This window comes from Microbacterium jejuense, assembly GCF_019511665.1.
Classification (GTDB): Bacteria; Actinomycetota; Actinomycetes; order Actinomycetales; family Microbacteriaceae; genus Microbacterium; species Microbacterium jejuense_A.
Genome location: NZ_JAEUAW010000016.1, coordinates 44,942 through 66,975, shown reverse-complemented (window position 1 = coordinate 66,975; position 22,034 = coordinate 44,942). Strand labels below are relative to the sequence as shown.

The window sequence follows — 22,034 nt, the reverse complement described above, 5'->3', positions numbered from 1 at the left end:
GCGCCGAGATGCGGGGCCGATACCGCGTACCGGTCCGCATCCCGGCGTGGATCCTCGTTTGAGGACGCGCCTCCGGTTACTTCCCGGCTGAGACCTTGTCGCGGCGTCCCGAGCGCGGCGTGGGCGCTCCAGCGGCGCGCTGCTCGGCCTCCAGTCGCTCGGCCTCCTCGCCGCCGATCGCCTCGCCGCGGGCGACGAGGCCGGCGACGTCCGACAGCGGGATCTGCTTGAGGAAGAGCGCGAGGATGAACGCCACCGCGATGAAGGGCACGAGGTACCAGAACACCGGCGCGAGGGCGTCGGCATACGCGTCGACGACACCCGTGCGGATCGCGTCGGGCAGCTCGTTGAGCACCGAGGGATCGATGGTCGACGTCGCCTGGCCGGCCTGCTCGGCGGTGGCGCCGGCATCCGTGAACACCTTCGTCAGGTTCTCGGTGAGCCGCGTCGTGAACAGCGTGCCGAACACGGCGGTGCCGAGCGCGGCCCCGACCTCGCGGAAGTAGTTGTTCGTAGAGGTGGCGGTGCCGAGATCGGAGGCGGGCACGGCGTTCTGCACGACGAGCACCACGACCTGCATGATGCAGCCGAGGCCTACACCGAACAGGAACAGGTACACGCAGATGAGCCAGATGGGCGTCGCCGCCGTGAGCGTCGTCATGAGGATCATCGCGATGCCGACGATCACCGTGCCGACGATCGGGAACAGCTTGTACTTGCCGGTCTTGGTGATGAGCAGCCCCGAGGCGATCGAGGTGCCCATGACGCCGACCATCATCGGCAGCATGAGGAGGCCGGATGCCGCAGCCGACGTTCCCGACGACATCTGGAGGAAGGTCGGCACGAAGCCGAGCGCCGCGAACATGCCGATCCCGATGGCCATGCCGATCGCGGTGGCGTTGATGAAGATCGGGTTGCGGAACATCGACAGCGGCATGATCGGGTCGGCCACGCGCGACTCGGTGAAGATGAACAGCCCCGACGCGGCGACGAGACCGGCGCCCCAGGCCCACGTGAAGCCGTCGTCCCAGCCGTGGTCGGCCGATCCGCCGAAGTCCGTGAAGAAGATGAGGCAGGTCGTCGCAATCGACAGGAACAGCACGCCGAGCCAGTCGATCGGCTTCTCGGCCTTCTTGTTCGGCAGCTTGAGCGCGAACACGGCGACGAGGAACGCCGCGATGCCGACCGGGATGTTGATGTAGAACGCCCACTGCCACGTGAGGTGGTCGACGAAGAAGCCGCCGAGGAGCGGACCGGCGACGGCAGCGAGGCCGAAGATGCCGCCGAGCGGGCCGAGGTACTTGCCGCGCTGGTCGGCGGGCACGATGTCGGCGATGATCGCCTGCGACAGGATCATGAGCCCGCCGCCGCCGAGGCCCTGGATCGCGCGGAAGACAACGAACATCCAGAAGTCGGTGGCGAACGCGCAGCCGACGGACGCGAGCGTGAAGATCGCGATCGCCACCATGAACAGCCGTCGCCGGCCGAGCACGTCGCCGAACTTGCCGTAGATCGGCATGACGATCGTCGTGGCGAGGATGTACGCGGTCGTGATCCACACCTGGTGCGAGACGCCGCCGAGCTCGCCGACGATCGTCGGCATGGCCGTCGAGACGATCGTCTGGTCGAGGCTCGACAGCAGCATGCCGGCGATGAGGGCGGAGAAGATGATCCAGATGCGCCGCTGCGTCAGCAGGAACGGCGCATCGCCGCCGGGCTTGGCGGCGGGGACGGTTGCGGTGGTCATTCGGGTCTTCCTGTCGATGCGGTCTGCGCCGTCAGCGCTGTCTGGGTGCTGAAGAGATCGCGCGCCGCGTCGATGCGTCGCTCGAAGATCTCGATGAATGTGCCGGTGTCGTCGGTGCCGAGGAACTCGCCGGCGGCGGAGCGGACGACGGCGCCCACCACCTGTGCGGCCACCTCGGCGCGCAGGTCGCCCGGTTCGAGTCCCTCGCGCTGCTCGATGAGCTGCGCGTCGTAGCGCTCGCCCTCGGCGCCGAGCTCGAGCATGCGCCCGAGCAGCCGGGGCTCCTTCTCGACCGCGCGGAAGAGGTCGTGCACGGTGTCGGGAGCGATGTCGAGGGCGCGCCAGCGCTCCTCGGCGAGGACGGCGAGGTCGGTCAGCAGGTTCGGCGACAGGCCCGGGCCGGGCGAACCACCGGCGACGAAGCGCGCGACGGCCGCGGCATCCGCTCTCTCGATCGGGACGCCGAGCACGGCGTCGTCCTTCGACGCGAAGTAGTTGAAGAACGTGCGCCGCGAGACGTCGGCCTCGGCGCAGAGCTCTTCGACGGTGAAGCCCGCGAGTCCATGCTCGGCCGTGAATCGCCGCGCGGCGCGGATCAGCGCGCGCGTCGTCTCGGCGCGGCGGCGCTCACGCAGCCCGTCTGCACTATCAGTCACATCATGCAGTTTTGCACTATGTCATCAATCGTGCAAAACAACGCCGCTCGACGCGCGCGGCTGCAGCACGGGCAGCACCGACGTGCGTCGCACCGGCAGGCGCCCGCCGCTCGACAGCCGGTCGACCATCATCTCGACGGCGAGCCGGCCGATGTCCTGCTTGGGCGGGCGCAGCGCGGTGATCGGCGGTTCGGCGCTCTCGGCGACCTCGTCGTCGTACGCCACGATCGCCAGGTCGCCGGGGATCGCCCAGCCGTGGTCGAGCGCGTACTGCTCCAGCAGCACGGCCTGCGGGTCGTTGTGGATGAGCAACCCTGTCGTCGCGGTCTCGCGGCACCGCCGCAGCACGTCGGCGATGACCTCTTCGCGCGAGACGCCGTCCAGTGCGTCGAGGGTGGCGTCGACGTCGACGGGGCAGTCCAGTCCCAGCTCGGCGACGGCGCGGTCCCAGCCGCGGCGCAGCTGCCACGACGTCGGCGATCCTTCGGAGGTGAGGATGCCGACACGCCGGTGCCCGAGCGAGGCCAGGTGTGCGGCGGCCAGCGAACCGCCGAAGACGTGGTCGGTGGTCACCCACTCCAGGCTCGTGAGGGCGAGCGCGGACGGCACGCGCCGCTCGGCCAGCACGACGGGGATCGGCAGCGCCTCGAGCCAGTGCAGCAGCGCCCGCCCGTCCGGGCCGAGCGTCTCGGGCGCGACGATGAGTCCGTGCAGGCTGCCGGACTCGACGAGCGACGAGATCTGCCGACGCTGGTCGTCGACGGAATAGCTCGCACCGCGCAGGATCAGCTGCACGCCGAGCTCGGTGGCCGCGGCGCGCGCGCCGATGATGATGTGGGGCCAGTAGTAGCTGAGCGACGGCACGATCATGCCGACGCGATAGCGGATGCCGCGTTCCGGCGTCGCCGGCACGCTCGTGTCGAGACGGCTGCGCAGCGTCGCACCGCCGTGCACGCGCGTGACGAGACCGCGGTCGGCGAGGTGGCCGATGTCGCGGCGGATCGTGAGCTCCGAGACGCCCAGCTCGCGGGCGAGGTCGGCCACCCGCACCGAGCCGCTGCGACGCAGCTCGTCGAGGATGTGCTCGCGGCGCGACAGGCCGAACGCCGGGGGCTCCGAGGGCTGCTCCATGATCGACTCAGCGTACAGATGTGTTCGAATGCGTTCAAGCGTGAACGAATGTGTTCGGTTTGCTACCGGCATCCCTCACTGACCGTGCAGGATTTCGCTCGGGACACGCGGTCGTGTCCCGTTATGCGTGCCAGCGCCCGAAGGAGAAGTGCACATGCCGCAGGCAAGGATGCCGCGTCCGGACCACGGACAGAAGACCCGGCGGATCCGCAACACCGTCGTCGCCGCCGTGACCGCGGCCGTGATCGCCGCCCCGCTCACGGTGCCCGCGATGGCCCAGGCTGCGGGAGCCGACCCCGTCACCGTGAACGTGACGGGCGCCGATGTCGCCGCCGCCGCGCTCAACAAGAACGGGCTCACGTTCAAGGGGTTCGGCGTGTTGTCGGCCAACTCGACGAGCGCGCTGCTGCTGGACTACAAGTCGCAGCACCCCGACAAGTACTGGCAGCTCATCGAGACGCTGTTCGGCGGCGACCACCCGATCATGAACACCGTCAAGATCGAGATGGGCAATGACCGCAACACGTCGACGGGCCCGAACGCCTCGACGATGCGCTCGCGCGACGAGTACCCGAACGTTCTCCGCGAGCCCGGCTTCCAGCTGGCGGCCGACGCGCAGCTCGTGGCGCACGGCGACGTGCACCTCAGCATCCTGCGCTGGAACCGCCCGGCGTGGGTGGCCAACGACGCCGACCAGTACATCTGGTTCAAGAACACGGTGCTCGCCGCCTACCGCGAGTACGGCATCATGGTCGACTCGATCAACCCCGACACCAACGAGACGGGCAGCCCCAACATCCAGCTGTACAAGGACTTCTCGGGCTGGGTCGCCGGCGACACGAAGGGGTACGAGGGCGCGACCGCGGGCGACCCGAACAACGGGTTCGCCTCGCAGGAGGAGGCCGACCTCTTCCATGCCATCCGGACGGTCGCGGCCGACACGGTGGGCACACCGCCTCGGTCGTTCGGCGATGCGATGACCTCGACCACCGACTCGTCCTTGCGCGACGCCGTCGACATCGTGGGCTTCCACTACTCCAGCGCCGACGACAGCGCCGGCAACATGAAGAAGCTGGCCGAGCAGTACGACCAGGAGGTGTGGAACTCCGAGGGCCAGTCGACGTTCTCGAGCTCGGCCGACCGGCCGAACAACAACGCGAGCGACGAGCAGGGCGGCAGCGGCACCGAGTTCGGCGGCACCAACAGCGCGCTCGAGATGGGCAACTGGGTCACGACCGGGTTCGCCGCCTCGCGTCGCACGCTGAGCATCTTCCAGCCCGCGATCGGCTCGTTCTACGACGGGTTCCAGTACTCGTCCAAAGAGCTGGTGAACGCCCGCGACCCGTGGTCGGGCTGGCTGTACTACGACGGCGGCCTGGCCGTCCTCGAGCAGTTCACGCAGTTCGCGACCCTCGGGTGGGAGAACGCCGACAACACCGCCGGCATCTGGCGGGCGATCCCTCAAGCGTCCAAGAGCGAGCTCGGCACCGGCAACCCGCCGAGCGGCGCGCGTGCCGGCGGCGCGTCGTACACGACCCTCGCGGCACCTGACGCGTCGGACTTCTCGACGGTCGTCATCAACGACTCGAAGTTCAGCAAGACGTATCGCGTCGTCGCCAGTGGTCTGAGCCTGGGTGACGACAAGACGGCCGAGGTGTGGGAGACGCGCGCGGCCGACGCCGGGCAGGCGTACGACGCGAACTACCTGAAGCCGATCGGTGAGCTGCAGCCCGCCGCCGACGGCTCGTACACCGTGACGGTCAAGCCATGGTCGGCGCTCACGCTCACGACGCTCGACCACGCGAGCACGACGGCCGACGGCTCGGTCGTCGCGAATGACGGGTACGGCTCGGGTCTGCCCACGACGCCCGAGTACACGGATGCCGACGGCGGGCGCGACGTGCTCGACACCGACGCGTCCGGGAACGTCAACGGCGTGACCGAGGACGCCTTCCTCTACGCCGACGACTTCGACTACCGCGAAGAGGGCACGATCCAGGGCTACGACCCCGCGACCGGGCAGCTCGTCGACAGCGGTGTGAGCTACCTCGCCGCGCGCGGCGACGGGCCGGCGCCGGAGGGGACCCCGTCGGTGCAGAGCGAAGACAACGGCGCGACGCCGCGCTACACGAACGACACGAACGGGGCGTTCGAATCGGTCGCGACAGCCGATGCCACGCACGGCCGCGTGCTGCGCCAGCAGGTCGGACCGGGCATGGCCGGCGGCGCCTGGAACGGCGGCGACCCGAAGACCACCATCGGCGACGCCCGCTGGGCGAACTACACGGTGTCGGCCGACGTGATGTTCGAGGCCACCGGTGCGCAGTACGCCACGATCGGCGCGCGCGAGCAGGGCGGCACCGCGAACGGCCAGAGCGTCTCGGCCGCCGAGTTCAAGATCGACCCGGCGGGCGCGTGGACCTTCATGCGCTTCGGCGCGACGCTGTCGACCGGTGCGGTCCCCGCGAACGCGGGCTTCAAGACCGGGGCCGGCGTCTGGAACAACGTCGCAGTGAAGGTGGCCGGGTCGGTCTACACGGCCTACGTGAACGGCGTGCAGGTCGCGACGTACACGGATGCCGCACCGCAGGCGACCGGTCGCATCCAGCTCGGCTCGAGCTTCAGCTTCGTGCAGTTCGACAACCTCAAGGTGCAGACGGTGCCCGGCTACACGCCGTACTACGCGTCGATCATCGACGGCATGCACCAGACCAGCTGGGAGGACTCGTCCGTCCCCGTGCTGCAGTTCGACGCGAACTGGAGTCACGTCAACGGTCAGGGCATGTTCGAGTGGCAGCGCACGGCCTCGAAGAGCACGGCCAAGGGCGCCGCCATGACGTACGCGTTCACCGGCACCGGACTCGACATCATCGGCACCAACTCGGGCGCGCCGACGCTCGACGTCGTGGTCGACGGCGTTCCCGTCGTGCTCGGCGCCCCGACGTACAGCGCAGGCAGCGAGCGCACCGCGTTCCAGCTGCGCGGCCTCTCGAACGCTCCGCACACGGTCGTCATCACGACCGCGAACGACAGCTCGATCAACGTCGACGCGGTCGGCGTGGTCACCGCGAACGCCGACTCGTCGAAGGCCGACACCACGGCGCTCGCCGCCGCGGTCGACGCGGTCGACGACCTGGACGAGAGCGAGTACAGCGCCGACACGTGGGCGGTGTTCGCCGCCGTGAAGGCGGACGCGCAGGCCGCAGCATCCGATCCGGTCTCGTACGGTCTCGACGCAGAGGGTGCGACGGCGATCGCCGCGCGCCTGGGCGCCGCCGCCGACCGGCTCACCCCGAAGGACGTGAGCCCGGACGTCGTCGACCTCGGAGTCGTGGCCATCACGTCCGCGGATCGCGCGCTGCCGTCGCACCTCGAGCTGCTCGGCGCCGACGAGAAGGTGACGTGGGCGGCAGGCTCGGTCGACGCCGCGAAGACCGCCGCCGAGCTCGGCACGTTCGCCGCGACCGGCCGCTCGACCGAGAAGCTGTCGTCGGGCCTGTACCAGCGGTTCAGCGCGACGGTGCTCGTGGTGCCCGCCGACCTGGAGTACTTCGTCGACTCCGGCTCGTCGGGCGCGGCGGACGGATCGGCGTACGCGGCCGTGCGGGAGGCCTTCCCTGACCTGCGCAACGACAGCGCCGACCAGAAGTGGGACGGCGCGGCGCCGGGCGCGACGTGGGGCTACTCCACGGCGGCGACCACACTGGCGGCCGGATCGCCGGCGGACTGGGGCTCGTCATACGTCGGTGCGGACTACAACAAGCCGATCACGTACCACCTGACGCTGCCCGCCGGCTCGTACAACCTCGTCGGCGTCCAGGCGCCGCGAGCGGGCCTCACGACCAACGTGTACTCGAAGGTGACGGCTGCCGGTGCATCGACCACGAAGACCGCGACCTCGAACGGCGCCTACACGCCCGTGGCGCAGACGCTGACGCTCGATCAGGACGCCGTCGTCGACCTGGAGTTCGGCACCAACGGCACGAGCGGCTACAACGCGCGCCTCGCGCTCGTCTACGTGCAGAGCCTGCCGCGCGACCTCGGCGTGCAGGGTGCTCTCGGCGTGGCCGAGGAGCTGCCCGACACGGTGGTGGTCGCCGGCGCCGAGAAGGACGTGGAATGGGATGCCGCCTCCGCCGGGCAGCCGCGCACCGAGTACGCGGCACTCACGGTGACGGGGCGCCTGACCGCGACGGACCAGGCCGTCGTCGCCCGGTACGAGATCGTGCCGCCGGCGCTCGTGTACTACATCGACTCGGGCACGAACGGTGTCGCGTCCCCGCAGTACGCGGCGGTCGCCGGGTCGGTGCCGCTGCGCAACGACAAGGTCGATCAGGTGTCGACGTCGGCCGACCAATGGGGATATGTCGCTGACGGCATGAAGACCAAGGGCACGACCGACATCAACGACAAGTACTCGACGGGTCTGTACCAGGACACGACGAAGCTGATCTACCGCCTGCCGCTGGACGCCGGCACCTACACGCTGACCGGCGGCTTCACCGAGTGGTGGAACATCAACCGCGCCATGTACCAGACGGTCTCGGTCGCGGGCACGGAGCTCGCCAAGGGCACGGTCCCGCTGTCAGGGTCGAGCACCCCGCTCGCCGCGGCCCTCACCTTCACCCTGACGGCGCCCGCGACGGTCGACTACGTCGTCACGAACGAGGGCGCCGGCAGCGAGAAGCCGGTGATCTCGTGGCTCGCCGTCGCCGACACCACCAAGGCTGCGGCGCCGCAGAACGCGTCCGCCGTCGCCGCCGGCGACACCTCCATCACCGTGTCGTGGGATGCCTCGTCCCCGGCCGGCCCCGGATTCACCGGGTACCGCGTGTACGAGGCGGGCGGCACCGAGCCGGTGTGCGAGACGAGCAAGACGACGTGCACCATCACCGGACTGGAGCTCGGCAGCACCCACGCCTACGAGGTCGCCGGCGTGAACGTGCTCGGTGAAGGAGACCGGTCGGGCGTGACGGCATCCATCACCCTCCCGGAGGTCGTCTCGGACGACGGCGCGCGGACGGCGCCCGGCAAGGCCGTGCTGTCGTCGAACGACGGATGGGACACCGGCCTCAAGGACGGCACGTTCCAGGTGTCGATGGACCTGTGGTGGGGCCAGAACGGTCAGCTGTTCAAGCTCTACCGCGACGGTGAGCTCGTCGCCAAGGTGCCGCTGACGATGATGAGCCCGGGTGCGCAGCACGCGGTCGTCGACATCGACGGCCTGACGAACGGCACCTACGTCTTCACGGGCGAACTGGTGAACTCGAAGGGCACGACCGCCACGCAGCCGCTCACCGTCAAGGTCACCGACGCGTCGCCCGGCAAGCCGGTGCTCTCGGCCCCGAATAAGGACGGCGACGGCACGTACACCGTCACCGCCGACCTGTGGTGGGGCACGAACGCCACGTCGTACCGGTTCTTCGAGAACGGGTCCGAGGTCGGGTCGGGCACGCTCACCGCGGCCACGCCCGCGGCCCAGCGCGCGACGCTCCCGGTGTCGGGCAAGACGAAGGGCTCGTACACCTACACGGTCGAGTTCACGAACGCCGCGGGCACCACCGTGAGCGCGCCGCTGAAGGTGACCGTCTCGAAGTAGCCGCGCTCCAGCGAGCGGACGGGGGCCGACCCGACGGTCCCCGTCCGCTGACCTCGTGGGATGGGCGGCCGGGCATAGACTCCCCACCGGCCGTGACGTCGCGGCCGTCGAACGAAAGCAGACAGCATGAAGACCATCGGCCTCACCGGCATCGACCGCCCCGCACCCGAGGTGGTGCTCGGACTGATGCGGATCCAGGACCTCGACGACGACGCGGTGCGCACGCTGGTGAACACGGCCCGCGACGCCGGGATCGACTTCGTCGACCACGCCGACGTCTACGGCAGGGACCTGCACGGGTGCGAGCGACGGTTCGCCGAGGCCATGCGGCTCAGCCCGTCTGACCGCGAGCAGCTCACCATCCAGACCAAGGCGGGCATCGTGCGAGAGGGCCCGTACTTCGACTTCTCGTACGAGCACCTGGTCGAGTCCGTCGAGGGGTCGCTGCGTGCTCTCGAGACCGACTACATCGACATCCTGCTGCTGCATCGTCCAGACGCGCTCGTCGAGCCCGACGAGGTCGCGCGGGCCTTCGACGACCTCGAAGCCGCGGGCAAGGTGCGCGCCTTCGGCGTCTCGAACCACACGCCGCGCCAGATCGACCTGCTCAAGAAGTCGGTGCGCCAGCCCCTCGTCGCCAACCAGATCCAGCTGTCGATCACGCACGCCCCGGCCATCGCGCAGGGCGTCGCGGCGAACATGCAGGGCGAGGACCAGTCGCTGACCCTCGACGGCGGCGGCATCGTGGACTACTGCCGGCTGCACGACATCGCCATCCAGGCGTGGTCGCCGTTCCAGGCCGGCTTCTTCACCGGCGTGTTCCTGGACTCGCCCGACTATCCCGAGCTGAACGCCGTGGTCGACCGCCTCGCCGCGGCGTACGACGTGCCCCCGATCGCGATCGCCGTGGCGTGGATCACGCGCCACCCCGCCGCGATGCAGGTCGTGCTCGGCACGACGACGCCGGAGCGCGTGCGCGGGGCCGCGCAGGGCTCGGACGTGGTCCTCACGCGCGCGGAGTGGTACGAGCTCTTCCGCGCCGCGGGGTATCGCGTTCCCTGAGGCCGGGTCGCGGCATCCCTTCGTCTCGGGTCGGCGGCCGGTGTGGCTTGTTCGACAGGTCAACCGGCGTTGCGCAGGAGGAACGGGGTGGATCGGTCCTGTGGAGGCGTGGTTGACCTGTTGAAAGGGGTGAGGGATGCCGGGGGGGCGCGGCCGGCGGAGCCGGCCGGGTCGCGGCATTCACTCGTCTCGGGTGGCGCCCGGTGTGGCTTGTCCGACAGGTCACCGGCGTTGCGCAGGAGGAACGGGCTGAATCGGTCCTGTGGAAGCGTGGTTGACCTGTTGAAGGGTGAGGGATGCCAGCGGCCGCGGCCGGCGCGGTGGGCAGGCCATTTCTCACAGGGCCGTGCCTCGGGCGCGCCGGGCGGAGGATCGGGGAGGATGGCGGAAGGGCCGTGCGGCTGCGCGTGGCCGGGACGAGAGGTCGACGATGACGCTTCGCAGTGCGCACTGGTATGCGGGGGATGACCGCAACGCGTACATCCATCGCGCGTGGATGCGGCGGGGTGTGCCTGACAGTGCGTTCACGGGGCGTCCGCAGATCGCGATCGCGAACACGGCGTCAGATCTCACGCCGTGCAATGCGCACCTGTCGGAGGTGGCGCAGTCGGTGAAGAACGGCGTGTACGAGGCGGGCGGGATCCCGCTGGAGCTGCCGGTGGTGTCGCTGGGTGAGACGAACGTCCGGCCGACGGCGATGCTGTGGCGCAACATGGCGGCGATGGCCACGGAGGAGATGCTGCGTGCCAACCCGATCGACGGGGTGGTGCTGCTGGGCGGGTGCGACAAGACGATCCCGTCGCTGCTGATGGCGGCGGCATCCGTCGATCTTCCGGCGGTGGTGGTGCCGGGCGGGCCGATGCTCACCGGCCACTTCCGGGGAGAGGCGCTGGGATGCGGCACCGACGTCTGGCGCCTGAGCGAAGAGGTGCGGGCCGGCACGCTGTCAGAGGCGATGTTCCTCAAGAGCGAGTCGTCGATGATCCGCTCGAAGGGCCACTGCAACACGATGGGCACGGCCTCGACGATGGCGCTGGTCGCCGAAGCGCTCGGCACGGTGATCCCGGGGCTCGCCGGGACGCCGGCCGCGGATGCGCGGCTGCTGGAGGCCGCGCATGACACGGGTCGGTTCGCGGTGCAGCTGGTCGCGGAGGATCGGCGTCCGTCGTCGTTCCTCACGAAGGGCAGCTTCCACAACGCGATCGTGGCGCTGGCGGCGATCGGCGGGTCGACGAACGCGGTGGTGCACCTGCTGGCGATCGCCGGGCGCCTGCGCATCGACCTGACTGTCGACGACTTCGACCGGATCGGTGCGGAGGTGCCGCTGCTGGTGAACCTGCAGCCGGCGGGCAGGTATCTCATGGACGACCTCTACCGGGCAGGCGGGTTCCTCGCGGTGCTGCGCGAGGTGCGCGACCTGCTCGACTCGGAGGCGCTGACCATCACCGGGCGTCCGCTGGTCGAGTACCTCGAGGACGCGAAGATCTGGGATGCCGACGTCATCACGCCGCGCGAATCCCCGCTGCAGTCGCACGCGGGGATCTCGGTGCTGCGCGGGTCGCTCGCCCCCGGCGGGGCGCTCATCAAGCCCGCGGCGGCATCGCCGCATCTGCTGAAGCATCGGGGGCGGGCGGTGGTGTTCGACTCGATCGAGGACTTCCACGCGCGCATCGACGACCCCGACCTCGACATCGACGAGGACTCGGTGATGGTGCTGCGCGGGTGCGGACCGAAGGGGTATCCGGGCATGCCGGAGGTGTCGAACATGCCGTTGCCGACCAAGCTGCTGGAGAGGGGCGTGCGCGACATGGTCCGCATCTGCGACGGACGCATGTCGGGCACCGCCTACGGCACGGTCGTGCTCCACGTGACCCCCGAGGCCGCGGCGGGCGGACCGCTCGCCCTCGTGCAGACGGGCGACTGGATCAGCCTCGATGTGCGCGCCCGCCGGCTGGACCTCGACGTTCCCGCCGACGAGCTCGCCCGACGCGCCCCAAACCAGGCCACCGTCGACGGGTACGCGAACCCGCGTCGCGGGTGGGAGCGGCTGTACGTCGACCATGTGCTGCAGGCCGACCGCGGCGCCGACCTCGACTTCCTCGTCGGCGCATCCGGATCCGAGGTCCGCCGTGAATCCCACTGAGCTGCAGCTGCTGCCCCCGCGAGCCCGGCGATGAAGGCGCTCGTCATCACGGCACCCGGCCACGCCGAGGTGCACGACGTGGCCGAGCCCGTCGCCGCGCCCGGTGAGGTCGTCGTCGACGTGCGGCGCGCGGGCATCTGCGGCACCGATGTCGAGTTCTTCACGGGCGACATGGCATACCTGCACTCGGGACACGCCGCGTATCCGATGCGCATCGGTCACGAGTGGATGGGTGCGGTGGCAGCCGTCGGCCCCGGCGTGGACCCGTCGTGGATCGGACGCCGCGTCACCGGCGACACGATGCTCGGCTGCGGCGCATGCCGCCGCTGCGAGCACGGCCGGCAGCACGTGTGCGATCGCCGGCTCGAGCTCGGCATCCGCGGAGGCAAGGCCGGTGCGCTCGCGGAGCGGGTCGCGACGCCGGTGCGCTCGCTGCACCGGCTGCCGGACGTGGTCGACGACGCCATGGGGGCGCTCGTCGAGCCGGGCGGAAACGCGTTCCGCGCCGTGGAGGGCGCGGCGCTGCGCCCCGGCGACCGGTGCCTCGTGCTCGGGCCGGGCACGATCGGCCTGCTGTGCGCGCTGTTCGCCCGCGCCGCGGGCGCCGAGGTGCACCTGCTGGCCCGCGACGCGGCGTCGGCGGGATTCGCGCGCTCGCTGGGCTTCGACGAGGTCTGGACCGAGGCCGACCTGCCCGGGCTGCCCTGGGACGCGGTGATCGAGGCATCCAATTCGCCCACTCTGCCCGCACGCGCCCTGGAGCTCGTCGAACCGGGCGGACGCGTCGTGTACATCGGACTGGCGGGCACGCCCAGTGTCATCGACACGCGCGACCTCGCCCTCAAGGACGTCACGGCCGTCGGCGTGCTGAGCGCCTCGCCGGGCCTCGCGGGAACCATCGACGCGTACGCCGCGGGCATCGTCGACCCGCGTCCGCTCGTCGCCGCGACCGTGGCACTCGACGAGCTGCCCGCGATCCTCGCCGGCTCGCGTCCGCCCGGGGCCGGGCCCGGCCCGAAGTTCCACGTCGCCCTGTAGCCGGGGCATCGGGGCGGTCGGCGCGGCCCGCGCCCGGGCGGTCGGGTCGCGCCGAGTGGCGGCATCCCTCGTCCCTCGTTCAACAGGTCAACCGCGTTTGTACAAGAGGAATCCGGCCCGCGCGTCCTACGCAGGCGCGGTTGACCTGTTGACGAGGGGGGAGGGAGGGATGCCGGGGCTCAGGCGAGCTGTCCGGTCAGGGCGAGCGCGCCCACCGCCGTGGCCGTGACGAGCACCGAGAGCACCCCGCCGAGTGCGAGGGGGCGCCAGCCCGCGCGCCGGATGGCGCCGAGGTCCGTCGACAGGCCGATGCCCGCGAGTGCGGCGGCGATGAGGATGCCGCTCAGAGCGAGCAAGGTGTCGCGCACGGGGCCGGCGATGAGACCGGCGGAGTTCGCGAGGGTCATCACGACGAAGCCGACGATGAACCACGGCACGAGCGTGACGATGCGCCACGGGTGGCGCATGAGTTCGCGCCTACGCGAGCCGGGCTGACGGAGGGCCAGTCCCACGCAGATCGGCACGATCATGAGCGTGCGCACGAGCTTCACGACGACGGCGAAGCCCAGGGCTCCCGCGCCGAATGTCGTGGCCGCCGCGACCACCGAGCTCGTGTCGTTGATCGCGGTGCCGGCGAGCAGCCCGAACGCGTGGGCGTCCAGCCCCAGCGCGTGCCCGAGCAGCGGGAACGCGACCGCCGCGGCGATGTTGAACACGAAGATCGTCGACACGGCGTACGCGATCTCTCCGCTCGTCGCCGCGATGACCGGAGCGACGGCGGCGATCGCGGACGCGCCGCAGACGCCGGTGCCGACCCCGATGAGGGTGCGCAGCCGCCCGTCGATCCGCAGGGCCCGGCCGAGCCCCCACGCGGCGACGAGGCACACGGTCAGGGTGCTGAGCATGACGGGCAGGGATTCCGCGCCGACCGCGAGCACGTCCTGCAGCGACAGGTGCGCTCCCAGCAGCACCACAGCCGCCTGCAGCAGCCACTTGCCCGAGAACGCGATGCCTGGGCCCGTGCGAGCGCCCGGACGGCGGAACGCGGCCACCGCGACGCCGAGAGCGATGGCCGGCAGCGCCGTGCCGACCACCGGGGCAGCCGCGCCGATCGCGAGCGAGACGCCGCCGATCGCGAGGCACAGCGCGACGCCGGGGAGGAGCTGCGCGGTGCGGTGGGCGAGCGGGGAGGGGCGGAACACCCTTCAACGCTCGCTCCTCGACCGCGCGGCGGGTATCCCCGCGGGACGCGTAGGGGTACAGGCATAGGCTGTACCTGTGGGATATGTGCCCGATGTCGAGTCGCTCCGCCTGCTGCGCGCCGTCTTCGAGACCGGCTCCATCTCGGCCGCGGCGCGAGAGCGCGGTGTCACCCAGCAGTCGGCGTCGGCGCGGCTGCGGGCCATGGAGCGTGCCCTCGGGCTCGAGCTGCTGCTGCGCTCCCCGCACGGCGTGACCGCCACCCCGGCGGGCGAGGTGTTCGCCTCGTGGGCCGACGACCTGCTGCACGCCGCCGACCGGCTCGAGACCGGGGTCGATCAGCTGCGCGGGGAATCGGGCCGCGAGCTCGCCGTCGCCGCGAGCCAGACCGTCGCGGCGCATCTGCTGCCGCACTGGCTGGTCACCCTGCGGACGACGCAGCTGGCGGCCGGCCGTCAGCCGACAGAGGTGCGCCTGCTCACCGCGAACAGCGCCGACACGTGTGAACGGGTGCGCAGCGGTGCGGCATCCATCGGATTCATCGAGAGTCCCGAGCCGCTGACGGACCTGTGGAGTCGCGTCGTCGCCCGTGACGAGCTCGTGGTCGTCGTGGCGACCGATCACCCGTGGGCGTCGCGCGACACGGTCGGACTCGACGAGGTCGCCGCGACCGGGCTCGTCGCGCGCGAGCGGGGCAGCGGGACGCGGCGCGCGTGGGAGCTCGTCGTCGAGGGGCGGCTCGGCCACCCGCCCGCCGAGCCCGCGCTGGTCCTCGCGAACGCTGCGGCGATCCGGTCGGCGGTGGCGAGCGGCCTGGCGCCGGCCGTGCTGTCGAGTCGCGTCGTCGCCGACGACCTCCGCCTCGGTCGCCTGGCGCAGGTGGCGGTCGCGACCGATCCGATCCTGCGCCCCATCACCGCGATCTGGCGCGGCACGCCCCGTGACCTCGCCCCGGTCGCGCGCGAGCTGCTCGAGGCCGCTCGCGCCACGTGAGCAGGGCCGTGCGGCGCGGGACTCGGTCGACGGCGGTGCGGTCCTTCGTCCCGCGGGCGAAGACGATGACGGTCGGAGTGCGCGTCAGAAGGCCGACAGGTTGGCGCGGAGGCCGCCGTCCGCGTACTCGGCACGGAGGATGCCGCGACGCCGCAGGATGGGCACGAGCTCGTCGAGGGTGCGGTGGATCGTCACGGGATGCAGATCGCCGGAGAAGATGAGGCCGTCGTTGCCGGCATCCTCACCCAGCTCCTCGATGAGGTCGGCCAGTTCGTCGGCCGTGCCCACCGTGCCGCTGATCCCGTCGCCGATCCGCCCGAGCCGTGCCTTGCCGGCGAGGATCGCGCGCAGCGGCACGTCGGCGAAGCTGTCGAACCGGCCGCGCAGGCCCTTGATCGTCCCCTGCGAGACATGGTCGCCGAAGATCGCCGGGTCCAGGGGGCGGTCGAGGTCGAGGGCGGTGAGGTCGGTCTCGAGGTCGCTCGACCACGCTTCGGCCACTTCGAGCAGCGTCGCGTCGGTGGGCGTCTCGGAGGCTCGAACGATGCGGTCCGCCTCTTCGCTGCTCGCTGCGACGATCGGCTTGAAGACGAACAGCGTCTTGATGTCGTCGGCGCTACGCCCGGCGGCGACCGCGGCCTCGCGCACGCGCTCGCGGTACGTGCGGACCGCGTCGACGTCGAGGTTCGACAGTGCGAGCTGGATCTCGGAGTTGCGCCCGGCGAAGCCGATGCCGCGGGGGGAGCCGCCGGGCGAGGCCACGATCGGGTCGCCGGCCGGCAACGGCTCGGCGTTGAGCGGCCCGTCGAACGAGTAGTACTCGCCGCGATGCTGCACCGCGTGGATCTTCGTGCCGTCGGCGTAGATCTGGGTCTGGGGATCCGCGATCAGGGCGTCGTCGTCCCAGCTGTGCCACAGCAGGCGCAGCGCGTCGAGCCACTCCTGGGCGCGGTCGTACGCGGCGTCGTGCGGCAGCCGGGGCTGGCCGAAATGATGGGCGCTGCCGACGTCGGTGACGACGTTGAGGCCGACGCGGCTGCCGCTCAGATGCTGCAGCGAGGCGAACTGACGCGCCGCCTGATAGGGATGCAGCGACACGGGGTTCGCCGTCGGGATGACGCCGAGATGCCGCGTGGCCGCGAACAGATAGGGCGCGAGCGTCCAGGGGTCGTGCTTGGGGCCCCCGTACGCCTTGCGGACGCGGAGGTTCAGCGTCTCGGGCGTGATGCCGACCGACAGGGCGTCCTCGATGAGCACGAAGTCGAATCCCGCCTGCTCGAGCTCGCGCGCGGACTGCTGGTAGAGGTCGGGGCGCTGCCACGCCCAGTTCCACTCGTGGTACGGCCGTGCCCAGCCATGCGGTCCGAAGCCTCGCGAGAGGAACCAGCCGAAGTGCTGCGGTCGGGTCATGACGCTCCTACGGTGCTCAAGAGGTCGGCCGCCGCGACCGCCGCGAGGGCGCGGTCGAGGTCGGCGATGAGGTCTTCGGGCTCCTCGAGCCCGATCGACAGGCGCAGCAGCCCCTGTCCGATGCCGCCGGCGGCGAGCTGCCCCTCGTCTCGCAGCACGTGCGTCGTGGTCGCCGGGTGCAGCACGAGCGATCGCACATCGCCGAGGTGGGTCATGCGGGTGAACAGGCGCAGGGCGTCGGTGAAGATCCGCGCGGCCTCGCGTCCGCCGCGGATCGTGACGGCGAACACCGACCCCTGCCCGAGCGGCAGGTAGCGCGCCGCCACCGCGTGATGCGGGCTCGACGGCAGGCCGCTGTAGTCGACGCTCTCGACACCCGGCTGCCGCTCGAGCCAGGTCGCGAGCTGCAGCGCGGTGGCCGACTGCCGGGCGACGCGCAGCGACAGCGTCTCGATCCCCTGGATAATGAGGAACGCGTTGAGAGGCGACGGCACGGGGCCGTAGCGCATGGCCACGCGGCGGGCGAAGTCGAGGAAGGCCGTGCGGGGCGAGCGCTCCGCGAACGTGAGCCCATCGAGTCCGCGCTGGCGTGCGAGCTGAGGGTACGCGTCGGGGTGGTCCGCCCAGGCGAAGGTGCCGCCGTCGACGATCACGCCGCCGAGCACCGTGCCGTGCCCGGCGAGGAACTTGCTCGCCGAGTGGACGACGATGTCGGCGCCGTGCTCGAGCGGGCGCAGCAGGTACGGCGTCGCCAGCGTGTTGTCGACGACGAGCGGCACGCCGTGGCGATGCGCAACCGCCGCGATCGCGGCGACGTCGAGAACATCGTTCTTGGGATTGGGGATGGACTCGGCGAACAGGAGCCTCGTCGTCGGCCGGACGGCGGCATCCCACGCCGCGGCGTCGTTCGGATCGCCGATGAAGTCCACGGCGACGCCCTGGCGCGCGAGGTCGTCGCGCAGGAGTTCGCGCGTGCCCTCGTAGATGCTCGACGAGGCCAGGACGTGATCGCCGGCAGACACGAGCGCCAGCACGGTGGTCGCCACCGCCGCCTGGCCGCTGCCCAGCAGCAGGGCGCCGACACCCGATTCGAGATCGGCGATGCGCTCTTCGGCGGCCACGTTGGTCGGATTGCCGACACGGGTGTAGCTGAACCCCTCCTCGGTGCCGGCGAAGCGGGCGTGCGCCTGGTCGAAGTCGTCGAACTCGAAGCCCGCGGTGAGGTAGATGGGCGTGGCGCGCGGCCGATGCGGACCCGGCGTGCGGTCGCCGGCATGCAGCTGCCGGGTGGCGAAGGCGAGCCGGGCGTGATCGTCGCGTGTCATGCCGTCACCGGCTCGGCGACACGACGGGACGGACGGGCGAGACCCAGGCGCTCGCGCAGGGTGGTCTCCTCATACGAGGCGCGGGTGAGACCGCGCCGCTGCAGCTCGGGCACGACGAGGTCGACGAAGGACTCGAACCCGAGGGGCTGCGTGAGCGCCTGCACGACGAAGCCGTCGGCGGCCCCCGATTCGAAGCGCCGCTGGATGTCGTCGGCGATCGTGGCGGCGGTGCCGACCGAGACGGACTCCCAGAAGGACTCGGCGTAGAGGTCGCGCGCCGTGAGCCTCTCGCCGGACCGAAGTCGCGCGAGCCGCCGGTTCGGCGACTTCGACTCGTTCGCGATGTCGGTGTCCGGTGCCGGGATGATGGGGGCGTCCGGGTCGGCGGGCAGCGTCTGCCCGATGGAGTGCGCGACGTCCTCGACGATGATGGCGTCCGGCGTCGATGCGAGGATCTCGGCCGCGAGTGCGCGGGCATCGGCCTCGGTCTCGGCGACCACGGGCCGCAGCGAAGGAAGGATGGCGACCTCGTCGGGCTGCCGCCCGTGCGCGACGACACGCGCCTTGAGTCCGGCGTAGAAAGCCTGCGCGTCGGCGAGGGGAAGAGGACGGGCGAACACGGCGTCCGCGGTCGCAGCGGCGAGCTCCTGGCCCGCCTCCGAGCCGCCTGCCTGGAACAGCACCGGGTATCCCTGCGGCGGGCGCGAGACGTTGAGCGGCCCCCGCACCGTGAAGTGTGGACCGCGGTGGTCGGGCACGGCCAGGCCGCCGGCATCCGCGAACAGTCCACTCTCGCGATCGGCGAGGATCGCGTCGTCGGCCCAGCTGTCCCACAGCTTGTGGACGACGTCGACGAACTCGGCCCCGCGCTCGTAGCGCAGCGAATGGTCGAGGTGGTCGTCGCCGCCGAAGTTGCGGGCCTCTTCGTCGTAGCGCGAGGTCACGAGGTTCCACGCGGCCCGCCCGCGGCTGATGTGGTCGAGCGACGCGATGGCACGGGCCACGTGGTACGGCTCGTTGTAGGTGGTCGACACGGTCGCCGCCAGGCCGATGCGGCTCGTGCGGGCGGCCAGGGCCGACAGCAGCGTGAGGGGCTCCAGCCGCGTCTGGCCGTAGTGGTCGACGCCGGACGGGAAGCGGTCCCAGAAGTACAGGCCGTCGGCGAGGAAGATCGTGTCGAACACGCCGCGCTCGGCTGTCTGCGCGAAGCGCGCGTAGTACTCGATGTCGACGTGGCGGTGCGGCTCGGCCGACGGATGCCGCCATCCCGACACGTGCGAGCCGCCGGGGTGGAACAGGAACGCTCCGAGGAGCAGTCGGCGGGTCATGCGGCGTACCTTCCTGCGGGGCGGGCGAGTCCGAGATTCTCGCGCAGCGTGTCTCCGGCGTACTCGCGGGGGTACACGCCGGCGTCGGTGAGGCGCGGGACGATGTCGTCGACGAAGCGCACGAGCGTGTCGGGCAGCGTCGGAGCCATGAGGATGAACCCGTCGGCGGCGCGCTTCTCATACCGCTCGACGAGGTGCGCGGCCAGCGTGTCGGGAGTGCCGAGGGTGAAGCGTCGGCGCAGCACCTCCCACGCGAGCTCGCGGATCGAGTACGGACGCTGCGCGAGCAGCGCCGCGATGGACTGATAGCCGGACTTGGACTGGTTGAAGCCGTCGAGGTCGAACTCGAAAGTGAACGGCTCGTCGAGGTCGCGCTCGCCGAGGTCGGTGCCGAGGTAGTGCGAGAGCAGATCGATCTGCACGCGGTCGGGTGTGAGGGCGGCGAGTTCGTGGAACCGCTCCTCGGCGTCGGCCTGCGTGTCGCCGATGATCGGCGAGAACCAGGGCAGCACCTTGAGGTCGTCGGCGCCGCGTCCCGCGGCGACGGCGCGGCGCTTGTAGTCGTCGTAGATGCCCTGCGCGGTGTCGAGCGATCCGCCGCCGAGCGTGAACACGGCGTCGGCGGTGCGGCCCGCGAGGTCGCGTCCGGCTTCGGACGCGCCCGCCTGGAAGAGGGGTGGATGCCCCTGCACGGGCCGCGGGATGTTCAGGGGTCCGCGCACCGCGAAGTGGTCGCCCCGGTGGTCGAGCACGTGCAGCTTGGCACGGTCGGCGTAGTAGCCGGACTGCTTGTCGAAGAGGAACGCGTCGTCCTCCCACCCGTCCCACAGGCCGTTGACCACGTCGACGAACTCGGCGCCGCGGCGGTAGCGGAGGCCGTGCTCGAGGTGGGCGTCGCGGCCGAAGTTGCGGGCCTCTTCGTCGCTCGCGCTCGTGACGAGGTTCCAGGCCGCGCGACCGCCGCTGATGTGGTCGAGAGACGCGAGCTTGCGGGCGACGTGATAGGGCTCGTTGTAGGTGGTCGACACGGTGGCGGCCAGGCCGATCCGGCTCGTCACCTGCGAGAGCGCGCTCAGCAGCGTGAAGGGCTCCAGCCGCACGTTGACGCCGTGGTCGATCCCGGAGCGGAAGCGATCCCACACGTACAGCTCGTCGGCGAGGAACAGCGTCGCGAACCGTCCTGCCTCCGCCGTCTGCGCGAAGCGCGTGTAGTAGTCGAGGTCGAGATACGCGTGGGGCTCGGAACCGGGCGCGCGCCAGCCCGTGATGTGCTCGCCGCCGGGATAGAAGATGCCCGCCGCGAACACGAGGGGTGCCCGGCTCATGCGGCCACCGCCGTGCGGTCGGCCGACGCCAGCTGCGGGGCGATCTCGCCCGTGAAGAGGGCGAGCGCCTCCTTCTGCTCCTCGACGTCGCGGTACAGCCCGTCGAGCTGCAGCTGCACGTGCGTCGTGTAGGCGAAGGCGGGGTGCTGGGCGATGGATGCCGCGATGTCGGCAGCCGTGCCGTAGTGGAGGTTGAGGCGCTCGGCCACGTCTGCCGGTGTGTCGGCGGCCGGCAGGAAGTCCTTGGCCCACTGCCATTTGGCGAGGAGGCCCGGCTCGGCTCGGCGCAGCGCGTCCTCGCGCGAGCGACCCGGGAAGATCCACGTCGACAGGCCCAAGCGCGGGGCTGCTCCCTCGCGGAGGCCGCGATGGTACGCCGCTGCCGACACCTCGGCGGGCACCACCTGGGTCGTGCCGATGAGCACGCCCTCGCCTCGTCGGCCGGTCTCGAACGCGCTGTGCTCGGTGAGCGTCGCGTGCCAGATGCGCTCGGCCAGCGGAGGGCGAGCCGGCGCGAGCACCTCGCCGTCGGGCGAGACGGGTTCGCTCCGCAGCGCGGCGGCGACCCGGTCGACCGCCTCCAGATACGCGCGACGACTCTGCTCGCGGTCGTCGATGCGGGGCACCCCGAGGGCTGCGGCCACCTGCGGCTGCCCGCCGTTCGCGAGGCCCAGTTCGACCCTGCCGTCGCTCAGGACGTCGAGCACGGCGGCATCCTCGGCCACTCGAAGCTCGCGCTCGAGCGGGAGCGTGATGGCGGCGGTGCCGAGCCGCAGCGTCGAGGTGCGGGCGGCGAGCACGCCCAGGAACACGAACGGCGACGGCAGGCCGCCCAGCCGCCCGGCGTCGGGCTTGGCCAGGTGGAACTGCCGCACCCACGCCGACTCGACCCCGACCGACTCCGAGAATTCGAAGAGGTCGAGGTAGTCGAGATAGGTCTGCTCGACCGTGCCGCGGTGCTCGGCGAGATGCGCGAACAGGCCCACGTGCAGGGGAGGGCGCCGGTGCAGCGGCGGGCGCACGGCGGGCGCGGTGTCGGAGTGAGGCATAGCGGTCACGCTAGGCGCGGCGCCGGGG

At 71.2% G+C, this 22,034-nt stretch carries 14 protein-coding genes; 5 read left to right on the top strand and 9 right to left on the bottom strand.

The genetic code is table 11. From position 1 onward, the window contains the following. Nucleotides 1-76: 76 nt before the first annotated feature. From JNB62_RS16555 to JNB62_RS16545, 3 genes are read right to left on the bottom strand one after another with little or no spacing between them, the layout of a single operon-like run. A complete protein-coding gene (locus tag JNB62_RS16555; protein ID WP_220302005.1) occupies nt 77-1,747 on the bottom strand; it encodes an MDR family MFS transporter in 1,671 nt (556 codons plus the stop codon). Then, entirely contained in the window at nt 1,744-2,403 is a 660-nt protein-coding gene (locus JNB62_RS16550; RefSeq protein WP_220302004.1) for a TetR/AcrR family transcriptional regulator, read from the bottom strand. Before JNB62_RS16550 ends, JNB62_RS16555 begins: the two co-directional genes overlap by 4 nt. Nucleotides 2,404-2,427: 24 nt before the next feature. After that, nucleotides 2,428-3,534 carry a substrate-binding domain-containing protein gene (locus JNB62_RS16545; RefSeq protein ID WP_220302003.1) on the bottom strand — a complete coding sequence of 369 codons (1,107 nt, stop codon included), beginning with the start codon at nt 3,532-3,534 and terminating at the stop codon, nt 2,428-2,430. Between the two features lie 154 nt (nt 3,535-3,688). On the opposite strand from JNB62_RS16545, the gene JNB62_RS16540 reads away from it, so the two are divergent. From JNB62_RS16540 to JNB62_RS16525, 4 genes are all read left to right on the top strand, one after another. Further along, a complete protein-coding gene (locus tag JNB62_RS16540; protein WP_220302002.1) occupies nt 3,689-9,133 on the top strand; it encodes a family 16 glycoside hydrolase in 5,445 nt (1,814 codons plus the stop codon). Between the two features lie 126 nt (nt 9,134-9,259). Next, nucleotides 9,260-10,195 carry an aldo/keto reductase gene (locus JNB62_RS16535; protein ID WP_220302001.1) on the top strand — a complete coding sequence of 312 codons (936 nt, stop codon included), beginning with the start codon at nt 9,260-9,262 and terminating at the stop codon, nt 10,193-10,195. Nucleotides 10,196-10,625: 430 nt separating this feature from the next. Then, nucleotides 10,626-12,338 (top strand): IlvD/Edd family dehydratase, encoded by a 1,713-nt coding sequence (locus JNB62_RS16530; RefSeq protein ID WP_220302000.1) that lies wholly within the window; start codon nt 10,626-10,628, stop codon nt 12,336-12,338. A gap of 30 nt (nt 12,339-12,368) precedes the next feature. Beyond that, a complete protein-coding gene (locus JNB62_RS16525; RefSeq protein WP_220301999.1) occupies nt 12,369-13,376 on the top strand; it encodes a zinc-dependent alcohol dehydrogenase in 1,008 nt (335 codons plus the stop codon). Nucleotides 13,377-13,555: 179 nt separating this feature from the next. Here the strand turns inward: JNB62_RS16525 and JNB62_RS16520 are convergent, their stop codons facing one another. After that, complete coding sequence (locus JNB62_RS16520) at nt 13,556-14,578, bottom strand: YeiH family protein (RefSeq protein ID WP_220301998.1); 1,023 nt, start codon at nt 14,576-14,578, stop codon at nt 13,556-13,558. Nucleotides 14,579-14,654: 76 nt separating this feature from the next. On the opposite strand from JNB62_RS16520, the gene JNB62_RS16515 reads away from it, so the two are divergent. Further along, the gene (locus JNB62_RS16515) at nt 14,655-15,569 is read left to right on the top strand and encodes a LysR family transcriptional regulator (protein WP_220301997.1); all 915 of its coding nucleotides are present in this window, start codon (nt 14,655-14,657) and stop codon (nt 15,567-15,569) included. Between the two features lie 84 nt (nt 15,570-15,653). On the opposite strand, the gene JNB62_RS16510 is transcribed toward JNB62_RS16515, so the two are convergent. Genes JNB62_RS16510 through JNB62_RS16490 form a run of 5 tightly spaced genes read right to left on the bottom strand, consistent with a single transcriptional unit; the run spans nt 15,654 to nt 22,006 of the window. Beyond that, the gene (locus tag JNB62_RS16510) at nt 15,654-16,979 is read right to left on the bottom strand and encodes an NtaA/DmoA family FMN-dependent monooxygenase (RefSeq protein ID WP_220301996.1); all 1,326 of its coding nucleotides are present in this window, start codon (nt 16,977-16,979) and stop codon (nt 15,654-15,656) included. Further along, entirely contained in the window at nt 16,976-18,304 is a 1,329-nt protein-coding gene (locus JNB62_RS16505) for an O-acetylhomoserine aminocarboxypropyltransferase/cysteine synthase family protein (RefSeq protein ID WP_220301995.1), read from the bottom strand. The genes JNB62_RS16510 and JNB62_RS16505 overlap by 4 nt, the downstream gene beginning before the upstream one ends. Beyond that, nucleotides 18,301-19,632 (bottom strand): NtaA/DmoA family FMN-dependent monooxygenase, encoded by a 1,332-nt coding sequence (locus JNB62_RS16500; RefSeq protein ID WP_220301994.1) that lies wholly within the window; start codon nt 19,630-19,632, stop codon nt 18,301-18,303. The genes JNB62_RS16505 and JNB62_RS16500 overlap by 4 nt, the downstream gene beginning before the upstream one ends. Beyond that, nucleotides 19,629-20,957 (bottom strand): LLM class flavin-dependent oxidoreductase, encoded by a 1,329-nt coding sequence (locus JNB62_RS16495; RefSeq protein WP_220301993.1) that lies wholly within the window; start codon nt 20,955-20,957, stop codon nt 19,629-19,631. The genes JNB62_RS16500 and JNB62_RS16495 overlap by 4 nt, the downstream gene beginning before the upstream one ends. Beyond that, nucleotides 20,954-22,006: an LLM class flavin-dependent oxidoreductase gene (locus tag JNB62_RS16490; RefSeq protein WP_220301992.1), complete on the bottom strand. Its 1,053-nt coding sequence runs from the start codon at nt 22,004-22,006 to the stop codon at nt 20,954-20,956. The genes JNB62_RS16495 and JNB62_RS16490 overlap by 4 nt, the downstream gene beginning before the upstream one ends. Nucleotides 22,007-22,034 lie beyond the last annotated feature (28 nt).